The organism is Pseudomonas yamanorum (assembly GCF_900105735.1).
GTDB classification, from domain to species: Bacteria; Pseudomonadota; Gammaproteobacteria; order Pseudomonadales; family Pseudomonadaceae; genus Aquipseudomonas; species Aquipseudomonas yamanorum.
In genome coordinates this window covers 3,778,933-3,804,912 of sequence record NZ_LT629793.1, presented here as the reverse complement: position 1 = coordinate 3,804,912, position 25,980 = coordinate 3,778,933, and the positions used below count along the sequence as shown (strand labels likewise).

General features: G+C 60.5%; 26 protein-coding genes. 10 read left to right on the top strand and 16 right to left on the bottom strand.

The window, feature by feature from the left end:
* Nucleotides 1–81: 81 nt before the first annotated feature.
* Together BLU46_RS17870 and BLU46_RS17865 are read right to left on the bottom strand one after the other, a co-directional pair.
* Nucleotides 82–747: a fumarylacetoacetate hydrolase family protein gene (locus BLU46_RS17870; RefSeq protein WP_003213842.1), complete on the bottom strand. Its 666-nt coding sequence runs from the start codon at nt 745–747 to the stop codon at nt 82–84.
* A gap of 22 nt (nt 748–769) precedes the next feature.
* Nucleotides 770–2,164: an FAD-binding oxidoreductase gene (locus tag BLU46_RS17865; protein WP_093203951.1), complete on the bottom strand. Its 1,395-nt coding sequence runs from the start codon at nt 2,162–2,164 to the stop codon at nt 770–772.
* 204 nt (nt 2,165–2,368) lie between these two features.
* On the opposite strand from BLU46_RS17865, the gene serA reads away from it, so the two are divergent.
* Nucleotides 2,369–3,598, top strand: a complete 1,230-nt coding sequence (gene serA, locus BLU46_RS17855; protein ID WP_010167810.1) for a phosphoglycerate dehydrogenase — start codon at nt 2,369–2,371, stop codon at nt 3,596–3,598.
* A 61-nt stretch (nt 3,599–3,659) separates the two neighbouring features.
* Here serA and BLU46_RS17850 read toward each other — a convergent pair whose 3' ends face one another.
* Nucleotides 3,660–4,100 carry a DUF4399 domain-containing protein gene (locus tag BLU46_RS17850; protein WP_063026439.1) on the bottom strand — a complete coding sequence of 147 codons (441 nt, stop codon included), beginning with the start codon at nt 4,098–4,100 and terminating at the stop codon, nt 3,660–3,662.
* 134 nt (nt 4,101–4,234) lie between these two features.
* On the opposite strand from BLU46_RS17850, the gene BLU46_RS17845 reads away from it, so the two are divergent.
* Nucleotides 4,235–5,014, top strand: coding sequence for a transporter substrate-binding domain-containing protein (locus BLU46_RS17845; protein WP_017476568.1), 780 nt, complete (start codon nt 4,235–4,237; stop codon nt 5,012–5,014).
* A gap of 110 nt (nt 5,015–5,124) precedes the next feature.
* Here the strand turns inward: BLU46_RS17845 and BLU46_RS17840 are convergent, their stop codons facing one another.
* Together BLU46_RS17840 and BLU46_RS17835 are read right to left on the bottom strand one after the other, a co-directional pair.
* Nucleotides 5,125–5,619: a DUF523 domain-containing protein gene (locus tag BLU46_RS17840; RefSeq protein ID WP_093210166.1), complete on the bottom strand. Its 495-nt coding sequence runs from the start codon at nt 5,617–5,619 to the stop codon at nt 5,125–5,127.
* Nucleotides 5,620–5,621: 2 nt separating this feature from the next.
* A complete protein-coding gene (locus BLU46_RS17835; protein ID WP_076013039.1) occupies nt 5,622–6,254 on the bottom strand; it encodes a 2OG-Fe(II) oxygenase in 633 nt (210 codons plus the stop codon).
* Nucleotides 6,255–6,385: 131 nt separating this feature from the next.
* Between BLU46_RS17835 and BLU46_RS17830 the strand changes: the two genes are divergently transcribed.
* Entirely contained in the window at nt 6,386–7,138 is a 753-nt protein-coding gene (locus BLU46_RS17830; RefSeq protein WP_063026433.1) for a DUF2059 domain-containing protein, read from the top strand.
* 110 nt (nt 7,139–7,248) lie between these two features.
* On the opposite strand, the gene BLU46_RS17825 is transcribed toward BLU46_RS17830, so the two are convergent.
* On the bottom strand, nt 7,249–8,190 hold the full coding sequence (locus BLU46_RS17825) for a phospholipase BipL (RefSeq protein WP_063026431.1): 942 nt from the start codon (nt 8,188–8,190) through the stop codon (nt 7,249–7,251).
* A 111-nt stretch (nt 8,191–8,301) separates the two neighbouring features.
* Between BLU46_RS17825 and BLU46_RS17820 the strand changes: the two genes are divergently transcribed.
* The 4 genes from BLU46_RS17820 to BLU46_RS17805 all read left to right on the top strand — a co-directional run bounded on the left by BLU46_RS17820 (nt 8,302) and on the right by BLU46_RS17805 (nt 10,992).
* Entirely contained in the window at nt 8,302–8,886 is a 585-nt protein-coding gene (locus tag BLU46_RS17820; RefSeq protein ID WP_017476573.1) for a DUF6436 domain-containing protein, read from the top strand.
* 113 nt (nt 8,887–8,999) lie between these two features.
* Nucleotides 9,000–9,356 (top strand): EamA family transporter, encoded by a 357-nt coding sequence (locus BLU46_RS17815; protein ID WP_003213864.1) that lies wholly within the window; start codon nt 9,000–9,002, stop codon nt 9,354–9,356.
* Complete coding sequence (locus tag BLU46_RS17810; RefSeq protein ID WP_008438917.1) at nt 9,356–9,769, top strand: DMT family transporter; 414 nt, start codon at nt 9,356–9,358, stop codon at nt 9,767–9,769. Before BLU46_RS17815 ends, BLU46_RS17810 begins: the two co-directional genes overlap by 1 nt.
* Nucleotides 9,766–10,992: a DegT/DnrJ/EryC1/StrS family aminotransferase gene (locus BLU46_RS17805; protein ID WP_063026429.1), complete on the top strand. Its 1,227-nt coding sequence runs from the start codon at nt 9,766–9,768 to the stop codon at nt 10,990–10,992. Before BLU46_RS17810 ends, BLU46_RS17805 begins: the two co-directional genes overlap by 4 nt.
* Here BLU46_RS17805 and BLU46_RS17800 read toward each other — a convergent pair.
* Both BLU46_RS17800 and BLU46_RS17795 read right to left on the bottom strand, forming a co-directional pair.
* Nucleotides 10,982–11,863: a hypothetical protein gene (locus BLU46_RS17800; RefSeq protein WP_093203941.1), complete on the bottom strand. Its 882-nt coding sequence runs from the start codon at nt 11,861–11,863 to the stop codon at nt 10,982–10,984. The genes BLU46_RS17805 and BLU46_RS17800 overlap by 11 nt on opposite strands.
* Nucleotides 11,860–12,945 (bottom strand): GNAT family N-acetyltransferase, encoded by a 1,086-nt coding sequence (locus BLU46_RS17795; protein WP_063026425.1) that lies wholly within the window; start codon nt 12,943–12,945, stop codon nt 11,860–11,862. The genes BLU46_RS17800 and BLU46_RS17795 overlap by 4 nt, the downstream gene beginning before the upstream one ends.
* A gap of 239 nt (nt 12,946–13,184) precedes the next feature.
* On the opposite strand from BLU46_RS17795, the gene BLU46_RS17790 reads away from it, so the two are divergent.
* A complete protein-coding gene (locus BLU46_RS17790; protein WP_093203937.1) occupies nt 13,185–15,548 on the top strand; it encodes a penicillin acylase family protein in 2,364 nt (787 codons plus the stop codon).
* A 132-nt stretch (nt 15,549–15,680) separates the two neighbouring features.
* On the opposite strand, the gene BLU46_RS17785 is transcribed toward BLU46_RS17790, so the two are convergent.
* Nucleotides 15,681–16,583, bottom strand: a complete 903-nt coding sequence (locus BLU46_RS17785; RefSeq protein WP_093203933.1) for an AraC family transcriptional regulator — start codon at nt 16,581–16,583, stop codon at nt 15,681–15,683.
* A gap of 99 nt (nt 16,584–16,682) precedes the next feature.
* Between BLU46_RS17785 and BLU46_RS17780 the strand changes: the two genes are divergently transcribed.
* Nucleotides 16,683–17,036: a carboxymuconolactone decarboxylase family protein gene (locus BLU46_RS17780; protein ID WP_016973032.1), complete on the top strand. Its 354-nt coding sequence runs from the start codon at nt 16,683–16,685 to the stop codon at nt 17,034–17,036.
* Here BLU46_RS17780 and BLU46_RS17775 read toward each other — a convergent pair.
* Nucleotides 17,014–17,979, bottom strand: a complete 966-nt coding sequence (locus tag BLU46_RS17775; protein ID WP_093203929.1) for a GlxA family transcriptional regulator — start codon at nt 17,977–17,979, stop codon at nt 17,014–17,016. The genes BLU46_RS17780 and BLU46_RS17775 overlap by 23 nt on opposite strands.
* A gap of 267 nt (nt 17,980–18,246) precedes the next feature.
* Between BLU46_RS17775 and BLU46_RS17765 the strand changes: the two genes are divergently transcribed.
* Nucleotides 18,247–18,888, top strand: a complete 642-nt coding sequence (locus tag BLU46_RS17765; protein ID WP_076013051.1) for an HD domain-containing protein — start codon at nt 18,247–18,249, stop codon at nt 18,886–18,888.
* Between the two features lie 144 nt (nt 18,889–19,032).
* Here the strand turns inward: BLU46_RS17765 and BLU46_RS17760 are convergent, their stop codons facing one another.
* The 6 genes from BLU46_RS17760 to BLU46_RS17735 form a co-directional block, all read right to left on the bottom strand.
* A complete protein-coding gene (locus tag BLU46_RS17760; protein WP_008438909.1) occupies nt 19,033–19,920 on the bottom strand; it encodes an ABC transporter permease subunit in 888 nt (295 codons plus the stop codon).
* On the bottom strand, nt 19,917–20,837 hold the full coding sequence (locus tag BLU46_RS17755) for an ABC transporter permease subunit (protein WP_003213882.1): 921 nt from the start codon (nt 20,835–20,837) through the stop codon (nt 19,917–19,919). The genes BLU46_RS17760 and BLU46_RS17755 overlap by 4 nt, the downstream gene beginning before the upstream one ends.
* Nucleotides 20,834–21,976: an ABC transporter ATP-binding protein gene (locus BLU46_RS17750; protein WP_003195240.1), complete on the bottom strand. Its 1,143-nt coding sequence runs from the start codon at nt 21,974–21,976 to the stop codon at nt 20,834–20,836. Before BLU46_RS17750 ends, BLU46_RS17755 begins: the two co-directional genes overlap by 4 nt.
* 75 nt (nt 21,977–22,051) lie before the next feature.
* Nucleotides 22,052–23,146 carry a polyamine ABC transporter substrate-binding protein gene (locus tag BLU46_RS17745; protein ID WP_063026413.1) on the bottom strand — a complete coding sequence of 365 codons (1,095 nt, stop codon included), beginning with the start codon at nt 23,144–23,146 and terminating at the stop codon, nt 22,052–22,054.
* A gap of 164 nt (nt 23,147–23,310) precedes the next feature.
* Nucleotides 23,311–24,405 carry a polyamine ABC transporter substrate-binding protein gene (locus tag BLU46_RS17740; RefSeq protein ID WP_026077851.1) on the bottom strand — a complete coding sequence of 365 codons (1,095 nt, stop codon included), beginning with the start codon at nt 24,403–24,405 and terminating at the stop codon, nt 23,311–23,313.
* Between the two features lie 208 nt (nt 24,406–24,613).
* Entirely contained in the window at nt 24,614–25,978 is a 1,365-nt protein-coding gene (locus tag BLU46_RS17735) for an aspartate aminotransferase family protein (RefSeq protein ID WP_093203921.1), read from the bottom strand.
* Between the last annotated feature and the right edge of the window lie 2 nt (nt 25,979–25,980).

The following is a 25,980-nucleotide window of genomic DNA, read 5'->3' as shown; positions in this document are numbered from 1 at the left end:
AGTCAACATTCAAGGCGACTGACACACCGTTATCGCGGGCAAGCCCGGCTCCCACATTTTGAACCGCGTTTCGCCCGGTATTTAGCGAACGCTGCTTTCGAAGCGGCTCACACCCGGCAATTCCAGCACCAGCTCGTCACCCACATTCAGCGGGCCCACGCCGGCCGGTGTACCGGTGAGGATCACATCGCCGGCCTGCAGGGAGAAGCAGCCGGCCATGTACTGGATCATCGGGATGATCGGGTTGAGCATGATCGCGCTGTTGCCGTCCTGGCGCACTTCGCCATTGATGGTCAGGCGGATGCCGATGTCGGTCACGTCCGGGAACGTGCTGCCGACCACGAACGGGGCAATCACTGCCGCGCCATCAAACGACTTGGCGATTTCCCACGGCAGGCCCTTGGCTTTCAGCTCGGCCTGTTTATCCCGCAGGGTCAGGTCGAGGGCCGGGGCGAAGCCGGAGATGGCGTCCAGCACTTCCTCGCGGCTCGGCTTGGCCGACAGAGGCTTGCCGATCAACACGGCGATTTCCGCTTCGTAGTGCACCGAACCGCGCTCGGTGGGGATGGCAAAACCACCTTCCAGCGCCACCACGCAGCTACCGGGCTTGATAAACAGCAGCGGCTCGGTAGGCACCGGGTTATCCAGTTCCTTGGCGTGTTCGGCGTAGTTACGCCCGATGCACACCACTTTCCCCAGGGGAAAGTGAATATTGGTGCCGTCGACATACTTGTGCTGGTAGCTCATGGACCGACTCCTTCAGGGACTGTTAAACAGCGAAAATCTTGCCCGGGTTCATGATCCCGTTAGGGTCGAACACCGCTTTCACTGCCTTCATGTATTCGATTTCAACCGGCGAGCGGCTGTAGGTCAGATAGTCGCGCTTGGTCATGCCCACGCCGTGTTCGGCGGAGATCGAGCCGTTGTACTTCTGCACGGTCTCGAACACCCACTTGTTGACGGTCGCGCACTTGGCGAAGAACTCGTCCTTGCTCAGGTTTTCCGGCTTGAGGATGTTCAGGTGCAGGTTGCCGTCGCCGATGTGGCCGAACCAGACGATTTCGAAGTCCGGGTAGTGTTCGCCGACGATCGCGTCAATTTCCTTCAGGAAGGCCGGCACTTTCGACACAGTCACCGAAATGTCGTTCTTGTACGGCGTCCAGTGGGAGATCGTCTCGGAGATGTACTCGCGCAGCTTCCACAGGTTGTGCAGTTGGGTTTCGCTCTGGCTCATCACGCCGTCCAGCACCCAGCCCTGCTCCACGCAGTGTTCGAACGTGGCCAGGGCGTCGTTGGCCACTTCTTCGGTGGTCGCCTCGAATTCCAGCAGCGCGTAGAACGGGCAGCCGGACTCGAACGGCGCCGGAACATCGCCGCGACCGAGGACTTTGGCCAGGGCCTTGTCGGAGAAGAACTCGAACGCGGTCAGGTCCAGCTTGCTCTGGAAGGCGTGCAACACCGGCATGATCGAGTCGAAATCGGTGGTGCCGAGCACCATCGCGGTGAGGTTTTTCGGCGCACGGTCCAGGCGCATGGTCGCTTCGACCACAAACCCCAGGGTGCCTTCAGCGCCGATGAACAGTTGACGCATGTCGTAGCCGGTGGCGTTCTTGATCAGGTCTTTGTTCAGTTCCAGCAGGTCGCCCTTACCAGTGACGACTTTCATGCCGGCGACCCAGTTACGGGTCATGCCGTAGCGAATCACCTTGATCCCGCCGGCATTGGTGCCGATATTGCCGCCAATCTGGCTGGAACCGGACGAGGCGAAATCCACCGGGTAGTACAGGCCTTTTTCTTCGGCGACGTTCTGCAATTGCTTGGTGACCACGCCCGGCTGACACACGGCGGTGCGGTCGGTGAGGTTCACGTCGAGGATCTGGTTCATATAGTCGAAGGACACAACCACTTCGCCATTCGCTGCCACCGCAGCAGCCGACAGGCCGGTACGACCACCGGACGGCACCAGCGCCACCTTGTGTTCATTGGCCCAACGGACGATGGCCTGCACCTGTTCGGTGGTCTTCGGGAAGACGATGGCGACCGGGGCCGGGGCGAAATGCTTGGTCCAGTCCTTGCCATAAGCCTCAAGGGAGTCAGCATCGGTCAGGACCTTGCCAGGCTCAACCAGGGTCTTCAGCTCATCAATCAGGGCAGGATGGGTCATCGACAGAACTCTCGAACAATTCATGGTCATCCTGAGAACGCTTCACGTCGCAGGAATGGGTGTTTAGCGGGGCACGTATGCTAGCATACCGCCCCCGCAGGATAGTGCCCAAGGGCGTTCTGCGGTGACGGCTTTCCTGCCGTCCGGGTCAGCTTACGTGATCCGATTCCCTGCCATTTTTCTCCGGGATACAGGTTTACGCAGATGAGCAAGACTTCTCTCGATAAGAGCAAGATCAAGTTCCTTCTTCTGGAAGGCGTCCACCCATCGGCCGTCGACGTTCTGAAGGCTGCTGGGTACTCCAGCATTGAGTACATCACCAGTTCTCTGCCGGAAGCCCAGCTCAAGGAAAAGATCGCCGACGCGCACTTCATCGGCATTCGCTCCCGCACTCAGCTGACCGAAGAGATCTTCGATCACGCCAAGAAGCTTGTCGCTGTAGGTTGTTTCTGCATCGGCACCAACCAGGTCGACCTCAACGCAGCGCGCGAGCGCGGCATCGCGGTGTTCAACGCACCGTACTCCAACACCCGCTCCGTGGCTGAGCTGGTATTGGCCGAGGCCATCCTGCTGTTGCGCGGTATTCCTGAGAAGAACGCTTCCTGCCACCGTGGCGGCTGGATCAAGAGCGCAGCCAACTCCTTCGAAATCCGCGGCAAGAAGCTGGGTATCGTCGGTTACGGCTCGATCGGTACTCAACTGTCGGTTCTGGCCGAAGGCCTGGGCATGCAGGTGTTCTTCTACGACACCCTGACCAAGCTGCCATTGGGCAACGCCACCCAGGTGTCGAGCCTGACCGAGCTGCTGGGCATGTCCGACATCGTGACCCTGCACGTACCGGAAACCGCTGAGACCCAGTGGATGATCGGCGAGAAGGAAATCCGCGCCATCAAGAAGGGCGGGATCCTGATCAACGCCGCACGCGGCACTGTTGTTGAGCTGGACGCCCTGGCCGACGCGATCAAGGACAAACACCTGATCGGCGCCGCCATCGACGTGTTCCCGGTAGAGCCGCGCTCTAACGACGACATCTTCGAAAGCCCGCTGCGTGGCCTGGACAACGTGATCCTGACCCCGCACATCGGTGGTTCCACCGCTGAAGCCCAAGCCAACATCGGCCTGGAAGTGTCGGAGAAACTGGTCAAGTACAGCGACAACGGTACGTCGGTGTCTTCGGTCAACTTCCCGGAAGTAGCGCTGCCGGCTCACCCTGGCAAGCACCGTCTGCTGCACATCCACCAGAACATCCCTGGCGTGATGATGGAGATCAACAAGGTCTTCGCGGAAAACGGCATCAACATTTCCGGTCAGTTCCTGCAGACCAACGAGAAAGTCGGCTACGTGGTGATCGACGTAGACGCCGAGTACTCGGACCTGGCGCAAGAGAAGCTGCAACACATCAACGGCACTATCCGTAGCCGCGTGTTGTTCTAATCGTTAAACGCGCCTAAAAAAGGGAGACCCTCGGGTCTCCCTTTTTTTGTCTGAACAAATCTTACTTGACGTTAACCGTGATGACTTTCGAGGCTACAGTCGGGTTGAACTGCATGTGCAGTTTGTCGCCGGCGACCAGTTGCAGCGTGTGCTTGCCTGGGGTGAGGGTCAGCTCGGTTTCGGTCTGGGCCTTGCCGTAGTGGATCACGGTGTCGGTGGCCGGGATTGGCACGCTGGCGTCAGGCAATGCTTTCTGGTCGATCAGCAGGTGGTGGTGGCCGGTGCCCGGGTCCTGGCTGGTGGCCGGGGCCAGTTTCAGGCCTTCCATGCCGAATTTCACGGTGAAGGTTTTATCGACAGTGGCGCCGTCTTTTGGCGACACGATGAACACTTTGGCACCTTCTGGTGGAGCGCTGCGCGGAATGCCATCAGCAGCGGTCGCCAACATCGAAGCACCCAGCAATAGGCTGGCCAGGGTTGCACGGGTCAAAAAGGCTTTCATTCACTTCTCCAGTTTTTCGGTGAAATCTGTAGGGTTATGACAACTTCGCGACAAATTGCTGTCCAAGGCACTCAACACCATAGCAAAGCGAGCCGGAACAGCGCCTCGCTCATTCGAATTCTTTAGGAGAGACCATGCGTTTCCTGCCTGGCCTGTTACTTTTACTTCCCCTTGTAAGCCCGTTGGCCCATGCCGAACTGATTGACGATGTGTTTGACCGCGGGGAATTGCGCATCGCCCTGGAAGCCAACACCCCGCCCTTCAACTTCAAGGAAGGCGACAAACTCACCGGCTTTGAAGTGGAACTGGGTGAGTTACTGGCCAAGGAAATGGACGTACGCCCCTCCTTTATCACCGTCGATGCCGCCGATCTGCTACCTGGCGTGGAAAGCGCCAAGTACGACGTGGCCATCAACCATATCGCTATGACTCCTGAACTGGCGGATCGTTTCGACTTCAGCGAGCCCTACAGCTACTCCAGTGCACAACTGATCGTGCGCAAGCAGGAACAACGCCCGCTGGGCAGCTTCGCGGCGCTCAAGGGCAAGGCGCTGGGCGTGGCCCAGGGCAGTCAGTTTGTGGAGCAGGCGCGCACCGCCGAGGGCGTTGATTTGCGCAGCTATGCCGATGCCAGGCAGCCGATCAAGGACGTCGCTGACCAACAGATCGATGCGGCCATCAGTGACCGGTTGCTGATCCCCTACGCGATTCGCGACAGCCAGTTGCCGGTGAAGGAAGGCGCAGATGTCGGCCCTACGCTGAGCCTGGCGATTCCGTTCCAGAAGGGTAACCCGGCGTTCAAGGCCAGCCTGGACAAGGCCCTGCAACGGATTAAGGCCGATGGCCGGCTGACGGCGTTGTCGGAGAAGTGGTTCGGAATGGATGCGAGCAAGCCGGTCAAAAAGGCCGAATAAACGACTCGGTCAATGTGGGAGCGGGCTTGCTCGCGAATGCGGGGGGTCAGCTTGAGCATCTAGTGACTGACACTCCGCTTTCGCGAGCAAGCCCGCTCCCACATGTTGATCTATGTCGGGCTGGAGAATTTGGCCAGGGCCGCTGCCGCTTCGGGCAGTTCCAGCTCACTGAATACCAACACCCCATGGCGCTTGAGCAATGCCGCCGTCACGCCTTCGCCCGTGACCTTCACGCCGGTGAAGGTGCCGTCATAGGTCAGCAGATTGCCGCAGGACGGGCTGTTGGCCTTGAGCACGGCGACCCGGATGTTGTGACGCTGCACCAAGGCCAACGCCTGGCGGGCACCTTCGAGGAAGGCTTCGCTGAAGTCTTCCCCTTGGGCCGTCAGCACCTGGGCACGGCCTTCCCACACGTCAATCCCCTGCCCGCCCGGAATTTCGGCAGACGGCCGTGGCGTCGGCAAACCTCCCGCAACCTCGGGGCAAACGGCAACCACCCGGCCTTCGGCCTGCCATGCGGCGAGTTGGTCGAAAGGCCCGCTGGCGCCTCCGTCGTAGCGTACCCGGTGCCCCAGCAGGCAGCGGCTGACCAGAATCTTTTGCATCATCAGAACGGCTCGTTACCCCGCCGGCGAAACCAGCCGGTAAGGGACAGGCGTTCGCGGGTGGCGGGCATGACTTCATGGGGGATCTCCCCCGACAGGAACACCACCAGGCAACCGCCGATGGGCACCACATCGTATTCGACGTCGCCCTTGAGGTACATGCGCAACTGGCCACCATGCTCCGGCAGCCAGGCGTTGTTCAAGTAGATCACTGCCGACACCATGCGCCGGTCGTCATCGCGAAAACGGTCTACATGCTTGAGGTAAAACGCACCCGGCGGGTACATCGCGAAGTGGCTTTCGAAGTCTTCCAGGCCGAGGAACAGGCCGCGGTTCATTGCCACCCGCAGGCTGTCCATCAGCTCGAGGTAGGTGTCGCAGGCGACTACCTCACCCGGTTCCAGCCACTGGATATGATCCCCCCGAATGCCCTCGCGAATCTCCTGGGACGGCCCGCGTCCGACGGCGGCGGGCGCCAATTCGCCTTCGGCAGCGCGTTTATGGCACTCAGCCGCCAGTTCGAGGGTCAGAGCCTCGGGCAGGAAGATATTCTGCTGCGACCAGCCTTGTGCGGCCAGGTCATCGACAATGCGTAACAGAAGCGGGTGATCGGAGGGTATGGGCATGGCGCGCATAGTATCCATACGCCTGTGAATCCGACAGAGCCGCCGAGCGTCTGAATACACTTTAGTCAGGAGACCGATAGGATTTCTCGACAAATCCTACGTCCGACACGGACAATAGTGGCCGACTGACAGGAGTCCCTATGCGTCGTTTGTTTTTTTCCTTGCTGATGCTCTGCGTTTTGCCCGCCTGGGCAGACAGCCATGACCAGTTGTACAAGGTCGCCGGCTGGGCAGACCAGCGCGCGCATTTTAATGACGCCCTCAGTGCCGCCCAGCAACGCTACCGCAACAGCTTGCCGCCGGCGGTGTATCAAGCGCTGGTGGACAACAGCAATAAACGCTTTGCGCCGCAGTCGGTAGACCAGCGCGCCGAAGCACAGCTACGCAAGAATCTGGCGGACCCGAAGCCGGCTTTGGCCTTCTTCCAATCGCCCCTTGGCCGCAAGATTGTCGCCGCCGAGTTGCTGGCCACCCGCCGGGATCAACTGGCGAAGAATGCCCAGGGCTTGCCGCATATGGAGGCCGACGCCACCCGCAGCCTGATCATTGGCCACCTGGCCCAGGCGCTGCCTGCGCGGGAAGCCGGGGCTGAAGTCAGCCTGGCGATTGCCGGTGTGGCCGCCGACAGCTTGAGCCAGATGATCCCCGGCCTGTTGGGCGGCGGCCAGGCACAAGGCATGCTGAATGGCCAGCGTGAGCGCCTGATGCAGCAGATTGGCAATGATTTGAACAACACGTTGCTATACGTCTACCGGGATCTGTCCGACCCGGAGCTGGAGGAGTTCGCGACATTCGCGGAGTCGCCGGATGGCAAGGCGTACTACAAAGCGGCACTGGCGGCGATTCGCGCCGGCCTGGCGGTCGGCCAAAGCACCTCAAGCCTGGCACCCTGACACCGATTGATCGCTCCCACGCTCCGCGTGGGAGCGCAGCTGGTGACGCTCTGCGTCACGGGACGCGGAGCGTCCTCGGAGGCGTTCCCACGCGGAGCGTGGGAACGATCTCAGGCCAGGTGATCACTTAGAAACTTGAAGTACACCTGCCGAATCTCCGGAATCTCATTCGCCAAGTGATGCCTGCCGCGCGGCAGCATCAAGATTTCCGGCTGGTCGAACTTGCTGCGCAGTACCTTCAGGTTGTGCTGCCAGTCCACCGTCATGTCTTCCTCACCCTGCACGATCAACGGCCGCCGCGTACTGCGTGGCGCCGCTTCAATGCGTTTGATCCAGCGCGCCAACGCGCCCACCCAGGCGGTGGGCAACTGCCGTGGCTGCAACGGGTCGGCCTCCAGGAACGGCTTGAACTGCGGGTCGTTGGTGTTATCGCTGAAACGCCGGGCGATGCCTTTGACGAACGGCCTGAGCAAGTAATAACTGAGCTGCGACCAGCCCCAGGCGCGGGGACGCACCAGCGGTGAGAGCAAAAAGGTCTTGCCCTGGGCCGGGCTGTCGACGCCATGGTTAAGCAGGTGATCCACCACAATCGCGCCGCCGGTACTTTGCCCGAACAGGTGCCACGGCTGCGGCAACTGCAACGCCTTGGCCTGCTCAAACAGCGCCTGCACCACGTCCTGGTACACCGCAAAGTCATCGATGCTGGCCCGCTCGCCGCTGGACAAACCATGGCCCGGCAAGTCGCAGGCAATCACCACAAAGCCCTGGTCCAGCGCCCAATCCACGGCATTGCGGTACAGGCCCATATGGTCGTAGAAACCATGGAACAGGAACATCGTCGCCACCGGAACGGGCGGCCACCACACCTGGCAGACCACCTCGAACCCATCCACCGCAAACCGCCCCAGGCGGCTCACTGCGGGCACCTTGCGGGCGGGCAGGTCCAGGCCGTAGAAGCGCTGGTAGACCCGGGCCTCGGCAGAAAGCGGCTGCGCGTCCACCAGGGGCCGCAAGCTTTCGCGCAGATGATCAGGGTCAAACGTAACGGGCATAAGAACTTCCAGACTGTGGCTTCAACGCATTGAACAGATGAATATCGAGCCGCGATATTCATCTGTCAGGGCAAGCATGGCAAGCTACGCGTCCTCCGAGGATCGATCCAAATGCGACAGCCCTACCGCACCACCCTCTTCGCCAGCCTGATCGTGATCATTTGCGCCGGGGTGTTATGGGCGGCGTATGACTGGTTCCAGGGGCGTTACCTGCGGGCATTCAGTGAGCATACGGCGGTGTTTTCCGGTGACAGCCTGAGCCTGCCGGCCGAGCTTGCCGGCCCGGGCCCGATCCGCCTGGTGCACTTCTGGGACCCGGCCTGCCCGTGCAATGTCGGAAACCAACAGCACCTCAGCGAACTGATCGAGCAGTACGCCCCCCAAGGCGTGGAGTTCTATTCCCTGCAGAAAGCCGGCAGCCACGGCCAGTTACCCGCCACCCTCGGCGCGATGAAGGCCCTCAAGGCCGTGCCAGGCGCCCAGCACCTGCCTGCCAGCCCTGCCGTGGGCATCTGGGACCGCAGCGGCAAGCTGGCGTATTTCGGGCCCTACAGCGAAGGGCTGACGTGTAACTCCAGCAACAGCTTTATCGAGCCGATCCTGCAAGCCCTCGAAGGCGGGCGCGAGGTCAATGCGACCCACACCCTGGCGGTAGGCTGTTACTGCGAGTGGAACGGGGCCGCGCCTGCACCCTGAACCGGGCGCGCCAAGCTGAACAGACGCTGTTCGTTCGACAAACTCGAACAACTGTATCGGCATGCTCCTGTATCGTAAGCAGCTAGCCGTACCAGCAGACGACACGGGAACACATGAGCCAATTAACCATCATCCTCTGGATACTCAACGTTATCGTCGATACGTCCGGCCAGTTGGCGTTTAAAGCCGCCGCTTCAGCCAGCGCCGAGCATGACGGCATGGCCCACTGGCGCCATATGCTCAAGCGTCCGTGGATCTGGCTGGGCATCATCTGCTATGTCTTCGAATTCGTGCTGTGGCTGGCCTTCCTGACACTGGTGCCGTTGTCGGTCGGGGTGATGCTAGGCTCCATCAACATTGTCGTGATCATGATTGCGGGCCGTTTCCTGTTCAAGGAAAGCCTGAGCAAATGGCGGTTGATCGGCATCATGCTGATCGCCTGTGGCGTGACCGTCGTGGGGTTTGAGTAATGAAACGGTTTTATATCCTGGGTTTTCTGTCGCTGATCATTTTCGATACCTTGGCGCAGGTCAGCTTTAAGTTCGCCTCGATTCATGCCGAACCGCTGACAATGGACGCCGCGTGGCTGATACGCGTGTTTGGTGCGCCCTGGATCTACGGGGCATTCGTTGGCTACATCGGTGCATTTTTTACCTGGATGACGTTGTTGAAATACGCGCCGGTAGGCCCGGCGTTTGCCGCCTCCCACCTGGAGCTGATCAGCGTGACGTTGATCTCCGTGTGGTTGTTCAACGACACCCTGACCCTGCCCAAAATCGTCGGTGGTGCGCTGATCATTGCCGGCATCCTGTGCCTGGCGCGCAGTGAAGACAAAGAGAGCAAGACCGTCGAGGCCGAGCCCTCGCAGACGCTGGCGTCATGACGCCCGTTGTCAGCCAGCGGGAGATTCCGCCGACGGCGGGCCTTCCCCTGCGCTGGCAGGATTTGTTCAACCTCTCGGGCAACCTGGCCCGCGACCTGGCCCAACAGCTCGACATCCCTTTGCCGGCCCTGCCCTGTTCCGGCACGGCCGCCCTGATCATGGCGCTGCGGGTGTTGCAGCAACGTAGCCCTGGGCGCACCGAGCTTATCGTGCCGGCCTATACCTGCCCGCTGGTGGCCCTGGCCGCCCATCATTGCCCGCCATTACGCGTGGTGCCGTGCGATTTAAAGCCCGGCAGCATCGACCTGGACGAGCAACAGCTGGCGCAGCTGTGCAACGAAAACACCTTGGCGATCGTCGTCACCCACCTGGCCGGGCGCGTAGCGGATGTGGATGCCGCCACGCGCATTGCCGAGCCTTACGGCGTGGCGGTCATCGAAGACGCCGCCCAGGCCATGGGCGCGCTGGATGACGGAAAAAGCGTCGGACTCAAAGGCGACATCGGCTTTTTCAGCATGGCACTGGGCAAAGGCCTGACGACGGCCGAAGGCGGCGTGTTGTTCAGCCGGGATGCGGTGCTGCATCAGGCGTTGCACCAGCAATGCCGCCAGGACTTGCCCTTCAGCCTGCGCTGGGAAGTGCAACGCAGCGCCGAGCTGTGGGGCTATGCCGCGGCGTATCAGCCCCGCGGGCTGAAGTACGTGTACGGCAAACCGCTGCGGGCGGCGTTGGCGCGGGGCGATGAAGTGGCGGCAGTCGGCGATGATTTTTCCGTCAACGATATTCCGTTGCACCGGTTGGGCGGCTATCGCCAGAAGGTCGGCGCTGCCGCATTGGCACGCTTGCCCGAACATTTGCAGCAAGGACGCTTACGGGCCTTGCGTCGCGTGGCGCAGCTGAGCAGCTTGCCCGGCGTTTCGGTGTTGACCGACAGCCCGGGCCAGCAAGGTACCTGGCCGTTCCTGATGGTGGTGATGCCCAGCGCACAAACCCGCGATACCGCGATGGCGCAGCTGTGGACGGCGGGCCTGGGCGTCACCCGTCTGTTTATCCACGTCTTGCCGAGCTACCCGGCGCTCACCCCGCTGTTACAGCCAGGCGCCGATATCCCCCGCGCGCAAAGCTTCGCCGCCCAGACACTGTCGATCAGCAACAGCCACTGGCTGACGGACGAACTGTTCGAGCAAGTGCTGGATCATCTACGGCGAATTCTTAAACGCTAGCCCAGCCTTGATCGATACGGGTCAACAAGCGCGCGTTCAACTCATTCTGCTGTTGTTGCCAGATCACCACCTGGTTCTCCGGCAGCTCTTCCTGGCCATCCGACGCACTCAGCCAACGCTTGAACTTACTCTGGTAGTGATAAGCCGAGACATCGCCGGTAATGTCCGCGCCGATAATGCTGCCCTGGCAGGCATCGATCAGCGCATTCAAATGCTTCTCCAGAAACTCGCCCTGGTCCCAGTTGGTATTCACCACCTCCGGGCTCAGCACGTCTTTGTCGATGGAGAGATACACCGGCAATGACCTGTCGAGCTGCGCCAGGAACGCGCTCATCAATTCGTCCGCGCTGGTGAATGCACGGTTGCTGCGGCCTGCGCCGATCCAGTTCAACCAGCGGGTATCGACGTTGGTGTTCCAGTAGGTCAGCTTGCGTTTCACCAGCGGTGACCAGTGATTCTCCCAGGCGTGCTTGAGGGAAATGTCCGGCGAGCCAATGCCCAGCACATGCACATGCTCGACCTGTGGCAGGCGGCTGGCCCAGTAGACCCAAGACCCACAATGGATACCAAACGGATAGCGCATGTTGTCCGGGTGGTTATCGCAAATGATCAGTTGGATCTTTTGCTGGGTGGGAAGACGGTTCAACAACAACTGGCTGAGATGGTGATAGTCACCGCTGCCGGTAAACACACAGCCGTAGTCATTGGGCATCTGCGCTTGCAGGGCGTTCTCCAGCTCCTTGAACTGTGCCCAGCGGCAACCGAACCGGATCTTCTCCTGCCAGGCCTGCAACGGCAGGTTGATGGCGCCGGGAATGTTATTCACGGCGCCATCAAAATCGAGGATCAACGCGGGTCGGGCCTGGCTCATGAGGTTTGCTCCTGCTGCCATTGCATGTCGCTTTCAAAGTGGTGACGGAAGCGGTTCAACACCTTGCGCAACAGCGGGTTGCGCACCCACACCAGATGGCGGGTGAAGGTGAACTTGGCGCCGAGGCTGGATTTGACCTGCGGATCGGTCCAGCCCGCGACATAAAACTGCAGGCCCTTTTCCAGGGCGTACTCCAGGTTCACAAACCAGCTGACGAAATACAGGTTGTGCTCCAGCGCCAGCGGGTAGTTAAGGCCGATGTACTTGTCGAGCAACTTGCCGTCTTGCTGGTAGCACAGGTTATAGCCGACCAACTCGTCCTCGTCCCAGTAGCAGAACACATGCCCGCCGCTGTCGGCATCGGTGAGCAACTGAATGAAGAAATCGGGCGTGAGCAAATCGAAGTGGATTTCGCTCTGTGCGTACACCGCCTTGTACAGCCGATACAGTTCCTGCTGCCATTGCTCATCGCTGAACCGCACATCACCGGTGTCCAGGACCTCAATGCGTAACTCATCACGGCTGCGCAACTTGCGGCGGATATTACGCCGGCGGCTATGGGATAACCGCGACAGATACTCGTCAATCGAGGTGAAGTCGATGGGCACATAGGCCAGCGCCTGGCCCTCTACATTGATGAATCCGCGCTGGGTGCAAGCCTCAATCAGCGCGTGTGCGTAGCGATTGTCCTCGACACTGAGCAGCGGAGAATCCAGCGGCACGTCTTTGACGATGGTGAGTTTGCGTTGCGGCGCACACTCCTGTTGCAGCCATTGCGCCATGTCCTGTGGCGGTACGCTCAGCGGAAACGGGGAGTATTCGCTGACCGTGGTGCCGACAAAACAGGTGTCGATATGCAGCCATGACTGCCACAAACGGTACCCCGGCCAACTGCGCAGGCGGGTGCGCAGCTCGTCGTCGGCGGTGGTTTGCAGGTCGAACCGGGTGAAAAAGTACGGCAGTCCCTGTGCTGACAGCTGGGCGTCGAAGCCCACCGGCGGGTATCGCAAAAAGTTGCTGATCAGCGATGGCGTTTCCATGCAGCAGGCATAAGGCACCTGTGCACGGCTGGGATCTGTCATAAATTGCATTCCGAAAGTGATAGCAAAGGCGCGCACGGATGGCCTGATTGATCACGGCGCGGCTGGTTTCATGTAACAGAGTAAACATAATAACCCGCTCACCCGCATCCAACTTCATAACCCCGACTTCATGCAGGTGAGGTTCAGGGAACGCGAGCCCGACAGCATTTTCCGCAGCGCTCGCCAAACCCACTAAACTGCCCGAATCTTCACGGTGACCGACTAATAAGGGACAACCCATGAAACGCATCCTGACCGCGCTGGCCATCCTGCTCGTAGCCCTGATGGTTGGCGCCGGCTGGTACGTGTACAGCAAGCAGCCGACCCGCCAGGGCACGGTGGAGCTGGCCCACCTGCAAGGTTCGGTCACGGTGCGCTACGACGACCGAGGCGTGCCGCATATCCGCGCCGAGAATGAGACCGACCTGTACCGCGCCCTCGGCTACGTACATGCCCAGGATCGGCTGTTCCAGATGGAGATCATGCGCCGCCTGTCCCGTGGCGAGTTGGCCGAGGTGCTGGGGCCCAAGCTGCTGGAGACCGACAAACTGTTCCGCAGCCTGCGCATTCGCGAGCGTGCCTTGAGCTACGTCGAGCACATGGACCATGAGTCTGCGCCCTGGAAGGCCCTGCAAGCCTACCTGGACGGGGTCAACCAGTATCAGGACAGCCACGCCAGCCCCATGGAGTTCGACGTATTGGGCATCCCCAAGCGCCGGTTCACCGCCGAAGACACCATCAGCGTCGCCGGCTACCTGGCCTACAGCTTTGCCGTCGCCTTTCGCACCGAACCCTTGCTGACGTACGTACGCGATCAACTGGGCAGCGATTACCTGAAGGTCTTCGACCTCGACTGGCAGCCCAAGGGCGCGCTGAATCTCGCGGCCGGTGATTGGAAGGATTTGGGCGCCATCGCCCAGTTGAGCGAACAGGCCATGGCCGACAACGGCCTGCCGCAGTTCGAAGGCAGCAACGCCTGGGCCATCAGCGGCAGCCGCACCAAGAGCGGCAAGCCGTTGCTGGCGGGTGACCCGCATATCCGCTTCTCGGTGCCGTCGGTGTGGTACGAGGCGCAGCTGTCAGCGCCGGGTTTCGAGCTTTACGGTTATCACAACGCGCTGGTGCCGGTGGCGTTCCTGGGCCACAACAAGGATTTCGGCTGGAGCCTGACCATGTTCCAGAACGATGACCTCGACCTGATCGCCGAGAAGGTCAACCCGGACAACCCCAACCAGGTCTGGTACCACGACAAGTGGGTGGACATGACCAGCAGCGAGCAACAGATCGCGGTCAAGGGCCAGGACCCGGTAACCCTGACCCTGCGCACCTCGCCCCACGGTCCGATCATCAATGACGTGCTCGGCGAGAATGCCGGCAAGACGCCGATTGCCATGTGGTGGGCGTTCCTCAACACCGAGAACCCGATCCTCGACGGCTTCTACCAGCTCAACCGTGCCGATACCCTCGCCAAGGCCCGCGCAGCGGCGGCGAAGGTCCAGGCACCTGGCTTGAATATCGTGTGGGCCAATGCCAAGGGCGATATCGGCTGGTGGGCGGCGGCACAGTTGCCGATCCGCCCGGCCGGGGCCAACCCGGGCTTTATCCTCGACGGCAGCACCGCCCAGGCGGACAAGCTCGGCTTCTACCCGTTCAGCGCCAACCCCCAGGAAGAAAACCCGGCCCGCGGTTATGTGGTGTCCGCCAATGCCCAGCCCGCGTCCCCCACCGGCATGCCGATTCCCGGTTACTACAACCTCGCAGACCGTGGCCAGCAGTTGAACGCGCAGCTGAGCGACAACAGCGTGAAATGGGACGTGGACAACAGCCAGGCCTTGCAGCTCGGCACTATCACCGCCTACGGCCCACGGCTACTGGCACCGCTGTTGCCGGTGCTGCGTGAAGTGGTCAAGGACCCGGCACAGTTGAAACTGGTGGAGCAATTGGCAACGTGGAAAGGCGATTACCCGCTGGAGTCCACCAGTGCCACGCTGTTCAACCAGTTCCTGTTCAACCTCACTGACGCCGCGTTCCACCCAAAGCTGGGCGATGCGATGTTCAAGACCTTGCTCACCACCCGAGTGGTGGATGCGGCCTTACCGCGCCTGACCGCCTCAGCGGATTCGCCCTGGTGGGATGGCCACCGTGCCGAGACTGTCAAGCTCGCGTGGGACAATAGCCTGCAACACCTCAGGGCGACCTTCGGTGACGACCCGTCGCAGTGGCAATGGGGCAAGGCCCACACCCTGACCCACGGCCATCCGCTGGGCTCGCAGAAGCCGTTGGACAAGATCGTTAACGTCGGCCCCTTTGCTGCACCCGGCACCCATGAAGTGCCCAACAACCAATCCGCCCAGATCGGCCCGGCGCCATGGCCAGTGACGTACGGACCGTCGACCCGGCGCCTGATCGACTTCGCCGACGCCGCCCATGCGCTGACCATCAACCCGGTCGGGCAGAGTGGCGTGCCGTTCGACAAGCACTACTCCGACCAGGCGGAGACGTATATCGAGGGTGGGTATGAACAGGCGCATTTCAATGATGAGGAAGTGACGGCGAATACCCGCAGTACGCTCAAGCTGTTGCCAGCCCGCACACCGCAATAACTGAAGAAACAGAAGACCCAATGTGGGAGCGGGCTTGCTCGCGAATGCGGTGGATCAGTCAATACATCTGGTGACTGACACTCCGCTTTCGCGAGCAAGCCCGCTCCCACATTTTGATCTGCGTTGTTGCGTCTACCGGGCTCGCAGCCGCCCCGGCGCTTCACCGTAGGTCTCCTTGAATTTCTTGCTGAACGCCGCCTGAGATTGATACCCCGCCTGGGCAGCAATATCCGTCAGGCTCAGCCGCGACTGCTGCAGCAGGTTGAACGCCAGCTCCATGCGCAACTGCGTCAACAACACCCACGGCGACACACCCGCCACTTTGACAAACCCGCGCATGAACGTCGCCCGGGACATCGACGCGGCGCTGGCCAGGCTGTCGATGGTCCACTCATGGCCGGGATCCGCCAGCATCGCCTGCCAGGCCTTGCCCAGGCGTTTGTCGGTCAACAAGGCAAAGGTGCCGGCCACTGGCGCTTGCTGCGTCAGCCACGCCCGCAGGATCAGGGTGAACAACGCCGACGACAGCGCATCGATAAAGAACCTGGCCCCCAGCCGTTGCCCGTCCGCCTCGCTGCGCAGCAGTGCGATCAACGCCGCCAACTGCCCATCGGCCTGCCACTGCCGACTCGACACCACCAGGTAGTCCGGCAACGCACTGAACAGCAACGACTGGCGGTTGTAGCGAAAACTGCCGCAGAGCATGTCCACGTCCGGCTGCTCACCGCCCAGGCGATGGATCGGCAGCAAGCCGCCTTCAATCACGGTCTGCGCCACCGGTTTTACTCGCGCGCCCTGGCTGCGCACCAGGTGCGTTGCGCCACCGGGCATCAACAGGATATCGCCCTCCTCCAGCGTCACCTGCTGCCCACCGGACAATTCGGCGCGGCACGTGCCCGCCAGCACAATGTGATACGGCGCCACGCCCAGCGGCTCGGGCTCGTGGTCCATGGCCCAGGCGCCCTGGAACTGGCAACGCAAGTCCAGGCTGCCCCGCAGGTTGGCCAACGCGATCAGGGTGTCGATGGAGTTCATTTGCGAGCATCGGTCAAAAAGGTGAGTGGATCGAACAAAAGCGCCAAACCTGAACCGCACACACTGGCTTCACACCCAAACCGTTCAGGAGTTAACACGATGTTCAATAACTGGTCCGACTTGCTGCCTACCGTGAAGAAAGCCTTTGGCGCACTGGGCAAGAGCAACCCGAAGATGGTCAAAGCCTACATGGCGCTGGGGGAAGCTGCCGAGGAAAACAACGTCCTGGATGCCAAGACCCGTGAGCTGATTTCCATCGCCGTGGCCATCACCACACGTTGCGACGGTTGCATCGGCGTACATGCCGACGCAGCGATCAAGGCCGGCGCCACCCGCGAAGAAGTGGCGGCGACTCTGGCCACAGCGATTTCGCTGAATGCCGGTGCGGCGTATATCTACTCGCTGCGTGCCCTGGAAGCCTACGACACGCTCAAACCGGCGCCGCAAAGTTAAGTCGGAATTGTTGCGGCGTCACGCCCAGCCGGCGATTGAACACACTGCGCATGTGCTGGGCGTCGCGAAAGCCGCACTGGTACGCCACGGTCTTGAGTGGCGCGTGGGTGCTTTCCAGCATCACCCGCGCCGCATCCACCCGCGCCCGCTCGACAAACTCGGCCGGGGTGATCTGCGCTTCCCGGGCGAATACCCGCGAGAAGTTGCGTGCACTCATGTTGGCAGCCTTGGCCAGATCAGCGATGGTCAGGTCGCCCGTCAGGTTGGCCAATACGTAGAGCTGTACCAGCGCCACCGCCGAGGTGGCTTCTGCGTGGGGTGTCAAAAACGGGCTGAACTGCGACTGCCCGCCCGAACGCTGGGTGAACACCACCAGGCGCTTGGCCACGCTGAGTGCCACTTCCGGCCCGTGGTCCTGCGCGAGCAGGTACAGCGACAGGTCGATGCCTGCCGTCACCCCGGCCGAGGTGTAGAGGTTGCCGTCCTGCACGTAGAGGCGGTCGGCTTCCACTTGGGCCGATGGGCACAAACTGGCCAAGTCGGCGGCGTCGCCCCAATGAGTGGTGACGGTGCGGCCGTCCAGCAGACCGGCACGGGCGAGCATGAAGGCGCCGTTGCAGATGGAGCCGAAGCGCTTGGCTCGCGCGCTGGCGTCACGCAGCCATTGATTGAACACCGGGCCGAAATCCTCGAAGGGCAGCTGCGGCCCGCCGGCCATCAGCAGCAAATCGTAGGGATCAAGGGCTTCGCTGAAATGCCGATGCGCCTGCAACGACAAGCCGTTGGAACAGGCCATGTTGCCGTGGCCCAGGCCAATCACCTCCAACTGGTAATGCTCCTCGGTCGGCAGAAAACGGTTGGCCTCGCAGAAAACATCCAAGGGCCCGGTCACGTCCAGTGACTGGACGCCGGGGAAGATCAGGATGGCAACGGTTTTGCCCATGGGTAGAAACACCTTTTTCCAACTGAATAAATGCAAAATCCCTGTGGGAGCTGGCTTGCCTGCGATACAGGCGACTCGGTCCATCAGGTATACCGAGGTGATGCTATCGCAGGCAAGCCAGCTGCCACATTTGATCGCGCATAGCCTTGGCGCGATATCGCGGCACATTGGCCGGGATCGCACCCTCGCCGCGGTGGCCCCCTCGCGGGCGCACGGCCAGACTGGACTCATCGGCGCCAACCCGGCGCTTTCTTGAGGATAACGACCATGAGCACCACCATCGCCGGCATCAAGATCCCGGACAGCGCCCTGGCCAAGGCCACCACCGAATACATCCGCGACATCGAATCCGACCTGCTCTACCACCACTCCCGCCGGGTGTTCCTGTTCGGCGCCTTGAGTGGTGAGCGCCAGCAGTTGGCTTACAACCCGGAGCTGCTGTACGTCGGCGCGATGTTCCACGATCTGGGTTTGGTGGAAGGTCACCGCAGTGACGACGAGCGCTTTGAAGTGGACGGCGCCAATGCGGCAGCGGATTTCCTCAAGCCTTACGGGCTGAGCGATGACGACATCGAGCAGGTGTGGTTGTCGATTGCCCTGCACACCACGCCGGGCGTGCCCAAGCATTTGCGTCCAACCGTGGCGTTGGTGACGGCGGGCGTCGAAATGGATGTGTTGGGGATGGAGTACGCGGCGTTTACCAGCGTGCAGCGCGAAGCGGTGGTGCATGCGCATCCACGGGGTGAAGGGTTCAAGGAGTGCATCATCTGCGCGTTTGCCGACGGCCTGCGCCATCGTCCGCAGACCACGTTTGGCAACGTGAAGACCGATGTGCTGGTGGATCAGGAGCCTGGGTTCAAGCCGATGAACTTTGTCGAGGTGATTCGCAAGTCGCCTTGGAACGCTTAACCCGAATTGGAATGCAATCAAAATGTGGGAGCGGGCTTGCTCGCGAAAGCGCAGTGTCAGTCACCGGATGTATTGACTGATCCACTGCCTTCGCGAGCAAGCCCGCTCCCACATTTTTGATCCGGTTTCGTCAGGGTTACCTGATTAGACCGGTGCCGGTGCGCGACGCGAGTCCGCCGGCTTCTCCCAGCCATCCGCAGCCGCTTCTTCAATCGCCTGCTGGATCGCTTTCTTGCGGTGCTCTTCGGCACGACGGCTGAAGAACCACACCAGGAACGTCACGATCGACACCGCCAGCAGAATCAAGCTGGCCACGGCGTTGATCTCGGGCTTAACCCCCAGACGCACTGCCGAGAACACTTCCATCGGCAACGTGGTCGAACCCGGCCCCGACACGAAGCTGGCCAGTACCAGGTCGTCCAGCGACAGCGCAAACGACATCATGCCGCCCGCCGCCAGCGACGGCGCGATCATCGGGATGGTGATCAGGAAGAACACCTTCCATGGCCGCGCACCCAGGTCCATCGCGGCTTCTTCAATCGACAGGTCCAGCTCACGCAAGCGCGCCGACACCACCACCGCCACATACGCCGAACAGAACGTGGTGTGGGCGATCCAGATGGTCACCAGGCCGCGTTCCTGCGGCCAGCCAATCATCTGCGCCATGGCCACGAACAGCAGCAACAGCGACAGACCGGTGATCACTTCCGGCATCACCAGCGGTGCCGTCACCAGGCCGCCAAACAGCGTGCGGCCCTTGAACTGGCTGATACGCGTCAGCACGAACGCCGCCAAGGTGCCGAGCGCCACCGCCGCAATCGCCGTGTAGCAGGCGATTTCCAGGGAGCGACCGACCGAGCCCATCAACTGGGTGTTGTCCAACAGACCGACGTACCACTTGATCGACCAACCGCCCCACACCGTCACCAGTTTGGATTCGTTGAACGAGTAGATCACCAGGATCAGCATCGGCAGGTAGATGAACAGCAACCCCGCCACCAGCATGAAGCTTGAGAAACTGACGCGCTTCATATCTTGCCCTCCATCTCTTTGGCTTGGCTGCGGTTGAACAGGATGATCGGCACGATCAGGATCGCCAGCATCACCACCGCCAGGGCAGACGCCACCGGCCAGTCACGGTTGTTGAAGAACTCTTGCCACAGCACTTTACCGATCATCAGGGTTTCCGGGCCGCCCAGCAGTTCCGGGATCACGAACTCGCCCACCACCGGGATAAACACCAGCATGCAGCCGGCGATGATGCCGTTCTTGGACAGCGGCACGGTGATTTTCCAGAAGCTGTTGAAGGTGCTCGAACCCAGGTCCGAGGCGGCTTCCAGCAGGCTCTGGTCATGCTTCACCAGGTTGGCGTACAGCGGCAGGATCATGAACGGCAGGTACGAATAGACCACGCCGATATACACCGCAATGTTGGTGTTGAGGATCTGCAGCGGTTCGTTGATCAGTCCGATGGACATCAGGAAGCCGTTGAGCAAACCGTTGTTGCTGAGGATGCCCATCCACGCGTAGACGCGGATCAGGATTGCAGTCCAGGTCGGCATCATGATCAGCAGCACCAGCACGGTCTGGATTTCCTTACGCGCGCTGGCAATGGCGTAGGCCATCGGGTAGCCGATCAGCAGGCAGAGGATGGTGCTGAAAAACGCCATCTTCAGCGAGCCCAGGTATGCCGCGATGTACAGCTCGTCATCGCCCAGCATGCCGTAGTTGGCCAGGTTCAGCACCAACTGCAGTTTCTGTTCAACGAAGGTGTAGATCTCGGTATACGGCGGGATCGCCACGTCGGCTTCGGCAAAGCTGATCTTCAAGACGATGAAGAACGGCAGCATGAAGAACAGGAACAGCCAGAGGAAAGGGATCCCGATGACCACATGCCGGCCACCGGGGGTTATTCGTTGCAGCTGGCGTTTGAACTTCTTCATGTTCATGAGCGAAGTACCACGCCGCTGTCGTCTTCCCACCACACGTACACCTGGTCACCCCAGGTTGGACGCTGGCCACGGCGCTCGGCGTTGGCCACGAAGGATTGCACCAGCTTGCCGCTCGGCAACTCGACGTAGAACACCGAGTGGCCGCCGAGGTAGGCGATGTCGTGCACCTTGCCGCTGGACCAGTTGTGCTCGCAGGTCGGCATTTCGGTGGTCACCAGCAGCTTTTCAGGGCGGATGGCGTAGGTCACCGACTTGTCTTCCACCGAGGTGGCAATGCCGTAGCCGACGTAGATGTCGCGGTCCAGGTCCGGGCACTTGAGTACCGCGTGGCCTTCGGCGTCGTCCACCACCTGGGTGTCGAAAATGTTGACGTTGCCGATGAACTCGCACACCAGGCGGCTGGTAGGCGTTTCGTAGATATCGATCGGGCTGCCGATCTGGGCGATCCAGCCCAGGTGCATGATCGCGATGCGCTCGGCCATGGTCATGGCCTCTTCCTGGTCGTGGGTCACCATCACGCAGGTCACGCCGACGCGCTCAATGATCTCAACCAGTTCCAGCTGCATCTGCGAACGCAGCTTCTTGTCCAATGCGCCCATCGGCTCATCGAGCAACAGCAGTTTCGGACGCTTGGCCAGGGAACGCGCCAGTGCCACCCGCTGGCGTTGACCGCCAGACAGCTGATGCGGCTTGCGCTTGGCGTACTGGCTCATCTGCACCAGCTTGAGCATCTCGGCCACACGGGCGTCGACCTCGGCCTTGGGGATCTTGTCCTGTTGCAGGCCAAACGCGATGTTCTGGGCCACGGTCATGTGGGGGAACAGGGCGTAGGACTGGAACATCATGTTGATCGGCCGCTCGTACGGCGGCATGTCGGTGATGTCCACACCGTCGAGGTAAATGCGTCCTTCGGTTGGGCGCTCGAAGCCTGCGAGCATGCGCAGCAAGGTGGATTTGCCCGAACCCGATCCGCCGAGCAAGGCGAAGATCTCGCCTTTCTTGATTTCCAGGGACACATCGTCCACCGCAATCGTCTCGTCGAACTTCTTCGTGACCCGGTCGATTTTGACCAGCACCTTTTTCGGTGTCTGGTCGCCCTCGAGGGCTTTCTTATAGGCGCCGGAGGCAACTGCCATTTACGAAACTCCCAGAATAAAAAGAGTGCAGCTCGCCCAATACGGGCCAGCCTTGGATAGTTTGAGCGTTAAGCCTTACTTGCCCGTCTTGACCTTGGTCCAGCTACGGGTCATCAAACGTTGCACTTTCGGGGGTAGCTCGAAGTTGACAAAAGTCCGGTCGAGAACCGCCTGCGGTGGGTAAACCGCTTCGTCGGTGCGTATCGATTGCTCCATCAGTTTGTCCGCCCCTGGGTTAGGGTTGGCGTAACCGACGTAATCACTGACCTGAGCGATCACCTCAGGTTTCAGCAAATAGTTGATGAAGGCGAGGGCCTCTTTGACGTTGGTCGCATCCTTGGGGATGGCCAGTACGTCGAACCACAGGTTGCCGCCTTCCTTCGGAATCACGTAGGCGATGTTCACGCCCTTACCCGCCTCGGCCGCACGGGCCTTGGCCTGGAACACATCACCGGAGAAGCCGGCCGCCACGCAGATATTGCCGTTGGCCAGGTCCGAGATGTACTTGGAAGAATGGAAGTAGGTCACGTAAGGACGCACTTTCAGGAGTTTCTCTTCAGCCTTCTTATAGTCTTCAGGGTTGGTGCTGTTGGGGTTCAAACCCATGTAGTTGAGCACCGCCGGCAGCATTTCATCCGCCGAGTCCATGAACGACACGCCGCAGCTCGCCAGCTTCTTCATGTTTTCCGGCTCGAACAGCACGGCCCAGGAATCGATCTTGTCGACGCCCAGCACTTCTTTGACTTTATCTACGTTGTAACCAATACCGTTGGTGCCCCACAGATACGGCACGGCGTACTGGTTGCCCGGGTCGTTCTTTTCCAGACGCTTGAGCAGCGCCGGGTCGAGGTTGGCGTAGTTGGTCAGTTGCGACTTGTCGATTTTCTGGAACGCCCCGGCCTTGATCTGCTTGCCAAGGAAGTGGTTCGACGGCACTACCACGTCATACCCGGTACGCCCGGCGAGCAACTTGCCTTCCAGGGTTTCGTTGGAGTCAAACACGTCATAAACCGGCTTGATGCCGGTGGCCTTTTCAAAGTTGGCCAGGGTGTCCGGGCCAATGTAGTCCGACCAGTTATAAATATGCACAGTCGGCGCGGCCTGCACGCTGACAGCCAGCGTGATACCTGCACCCACCAGCAAGGCTTTGCGAAATAAAGAAATTGGCAAGTGGAGGTCCTCTTAAATAGTTGGGCCCGAAGTTGTTGCCCGGCAACAAAACCGGCGCGCAACTTACCCTCGATAAACCGATCCGGCAAAACTTTCTGTCATTTAATTGTTTCGCTAACCACCGCGCGCATCGCGGCAGTTAGCGAAACCGGTATCAAAGCGGATTATTTGCCCGATTTGATCTTGGTCCAGCTGCGGGTCATTTCCCGCTGAGTAGCAGCCGGCAAGTCAGCAATGGCATACAGCTTGGCTTGCACGTCCGCTGGCGGATAAATGCCTGGGTCGCTGGTGATGTCTTTGTCGACCAATGCGGTAGCTTTCTCGTTACCGTTCGGGAAACGTACGCTGTTGGTAATGCCCGCCATGACTTCCGGCTTGAGCAGGTAGTTCATGAACTTGTAGGCAGCGTCGACGTTTTCGGCATCTTTAGGGATGGCGACCATGTCATAGAAGCTGCCGGCGCCTTCTTTCGGAATGTCGTAGGCAACCTTGACCTTGCCACCGGCTTCAGCCGCGCGGGACTTGGCCTGTTGCACGTCACCCGAATAACCCACGGCTACGCAGATGTTGCCGTTGGCCAGGTCGGAGATGTACTTGGACGAGTGGAAGTAGCCAATCGAAGGACGCAGTTTGAGGAACAAGGCCTCGGCTTGCTTGAGGTCTTCTTTCTTCTGGGTGTCGGTCGGCAGGCCCAGGTAATGCAGTGCCACTGGCAGCATTTCGGTTGGCGAATCGAGGAAGCTCACACCGCAGCCTTTCAACTTGGCGAGGTTTTCCGGCTTGAGGATGGTGTCCCACGAGTCGATCTTGTCGATGCCCAGTGCAGCCTTGACCTTCTCCGGGTTGTAGCCGATGCCGATCGAGCCCCACATGTACGGGAAGGCGTGCTTGTTGCCCGGGTCACTGATGGACACGGCCTTAAGCAGGGATTTGTTCAGGTTGTCGTAGTTCGACAGCTTGGACTTGTCCAGTTCCTGGTAAACACCGGCCTTGATCTGCTTGGCGAGGAAGTTGTTCGACGGTACGACGATGTCGTAACCGGACTTGCCTGCCAGCAACTTGGCTTCCAGGGTTTCGTTGGAGTCGAACACGTCATAGACCACCTTGATCCCGGACTCTTTTTCAAAGTTCGCGATGGTGTCCGGTGCGATGTAGTCGGACCAGTTATAAACGTGCAGCACTTTATCGTCGGCGTGCGCCGCGCCTGCCATGGCCCCCATCAGGGACAAGGCCAGGAGGGTCTTGCCAGCGTTCTTCAAACCTAATGCCTTCATTCGGTCATGCTCCAATTTTTTCTTTTTTGGGCCACGTTCGTTCTTTAAGTACAACGTGTTTCGCAGCCCGTCTAAGGGGCAACAAAACAGGGCGACAGTCTGGCAAGTTCAGGGGCCGGCTTTCAACCAATGCCCCGCTTTTCTAACACCCCAGAAGCAGCGCCCCACAGGCGCTGCGTTCTGAGCCTAGCATTTAGCCCTGCAATGCCGCCAAAGTCAGGTCCAGGCAGTGCCGCGCCTTGGTCACCAACTCGTCTATCTCGGCCTTGCTGATCACCAGCGGTGGCGAAATGATCATGGTGTCGCCCACGGCGCGCATGATCAGGCCATTCTCGAAGCAGAACGTGCGGCAGATCATGCCAACACCACGGCCTTCATAACGCTTGCGCGTTGCCTTGTCCTGAACCAACTCGATCGCACCGAGCATGCCCACACCGCGAACTTCACCCACCAACGGGTGATCAGCCAGTTCCCTCAAACGCTTTTGCAAATAGGGTGCCGTTTCGTCGTGCACGCGCTTAACAATTTGTTCATCGCGCATGATGCGGATGTTTTCCAGGGCTACCGCTGCCGCCACCGGGTGACCGGAATAGGTGAAGCCGTGGTTGAAATCACCGCCTTCGTTCAGTACTGCGACCACTTCGTCGCGCACGATCAGGCCACCCATCGGGATGTAGCCGGAGGTCAGGCCCTTGGCGATGGTCATCATGTCGGGCTTGAGGTCGTAGAAATCGCTACCGAACCACTCACCGGTACGGCCAAAGCCGCAGATCACTTCATCGGCGACGAACAGGATGTCGTACTTGGCGAGGATTTCCTTGATGCGCGGCCAGTAGCTGGCAGGCGGTACGATCACGCCACCGGCACCCTGGATCGGCTCGGCAATAAAGGCGCCGACGTTGTCCACGCCCAGCTCCAGAATCTTCTCTTCCAGCTGGTTCGCGGCCCACACGCCGAACTCTTCCGGGCTCATGTCGCCGCCTTCGCCGAACCAGTACGGCTGGGCGATGTGGACGATGCCCGGGATCGGCAAGTCGCCCTGTTCATGCATATAGGTCATGCCGCCCAGGCTGGCGCCGGCCACGGTTGAGCCGTGGTAGCCATTCTTGCGGCTGATGATGGTTTTCTTGTTCGGCTGGCCTTTGATCGCCCAGTAGTGGCGGACCATACGCAGCATGGTGTCGTTGCCTTCGGAGCCGGAACCGGTGAAGAACACATGGTTCATGCCTTGCGGGGCGATATCGGAGATGGCTTTGGCCAGTTCCAGCACCGGCGGGTGGGCGGTCTGGAAGAACAGGTTGTAGTAAGGCAGCTCTTTCATTTGCTTGGCGGCCGCATCAGCCAGTTCATCGCGACCGTAACCGATCGCCACGCACCACAGGCCGGCCATGCCGTCGAGAATCTTGTTGCCTTCGCTGTCCCACAGGTAAACGCCGTGGGCTTTGGTGATGATCCGTGGGCCTTTCTCTTTCAATTGCTTGAAGTCGCTGAACGGCGCCAGGTGGTGATCGCTGCTCAAGGCTTGCCATTCACGGGTTTGCGGGTTGTTGCTGGACATAC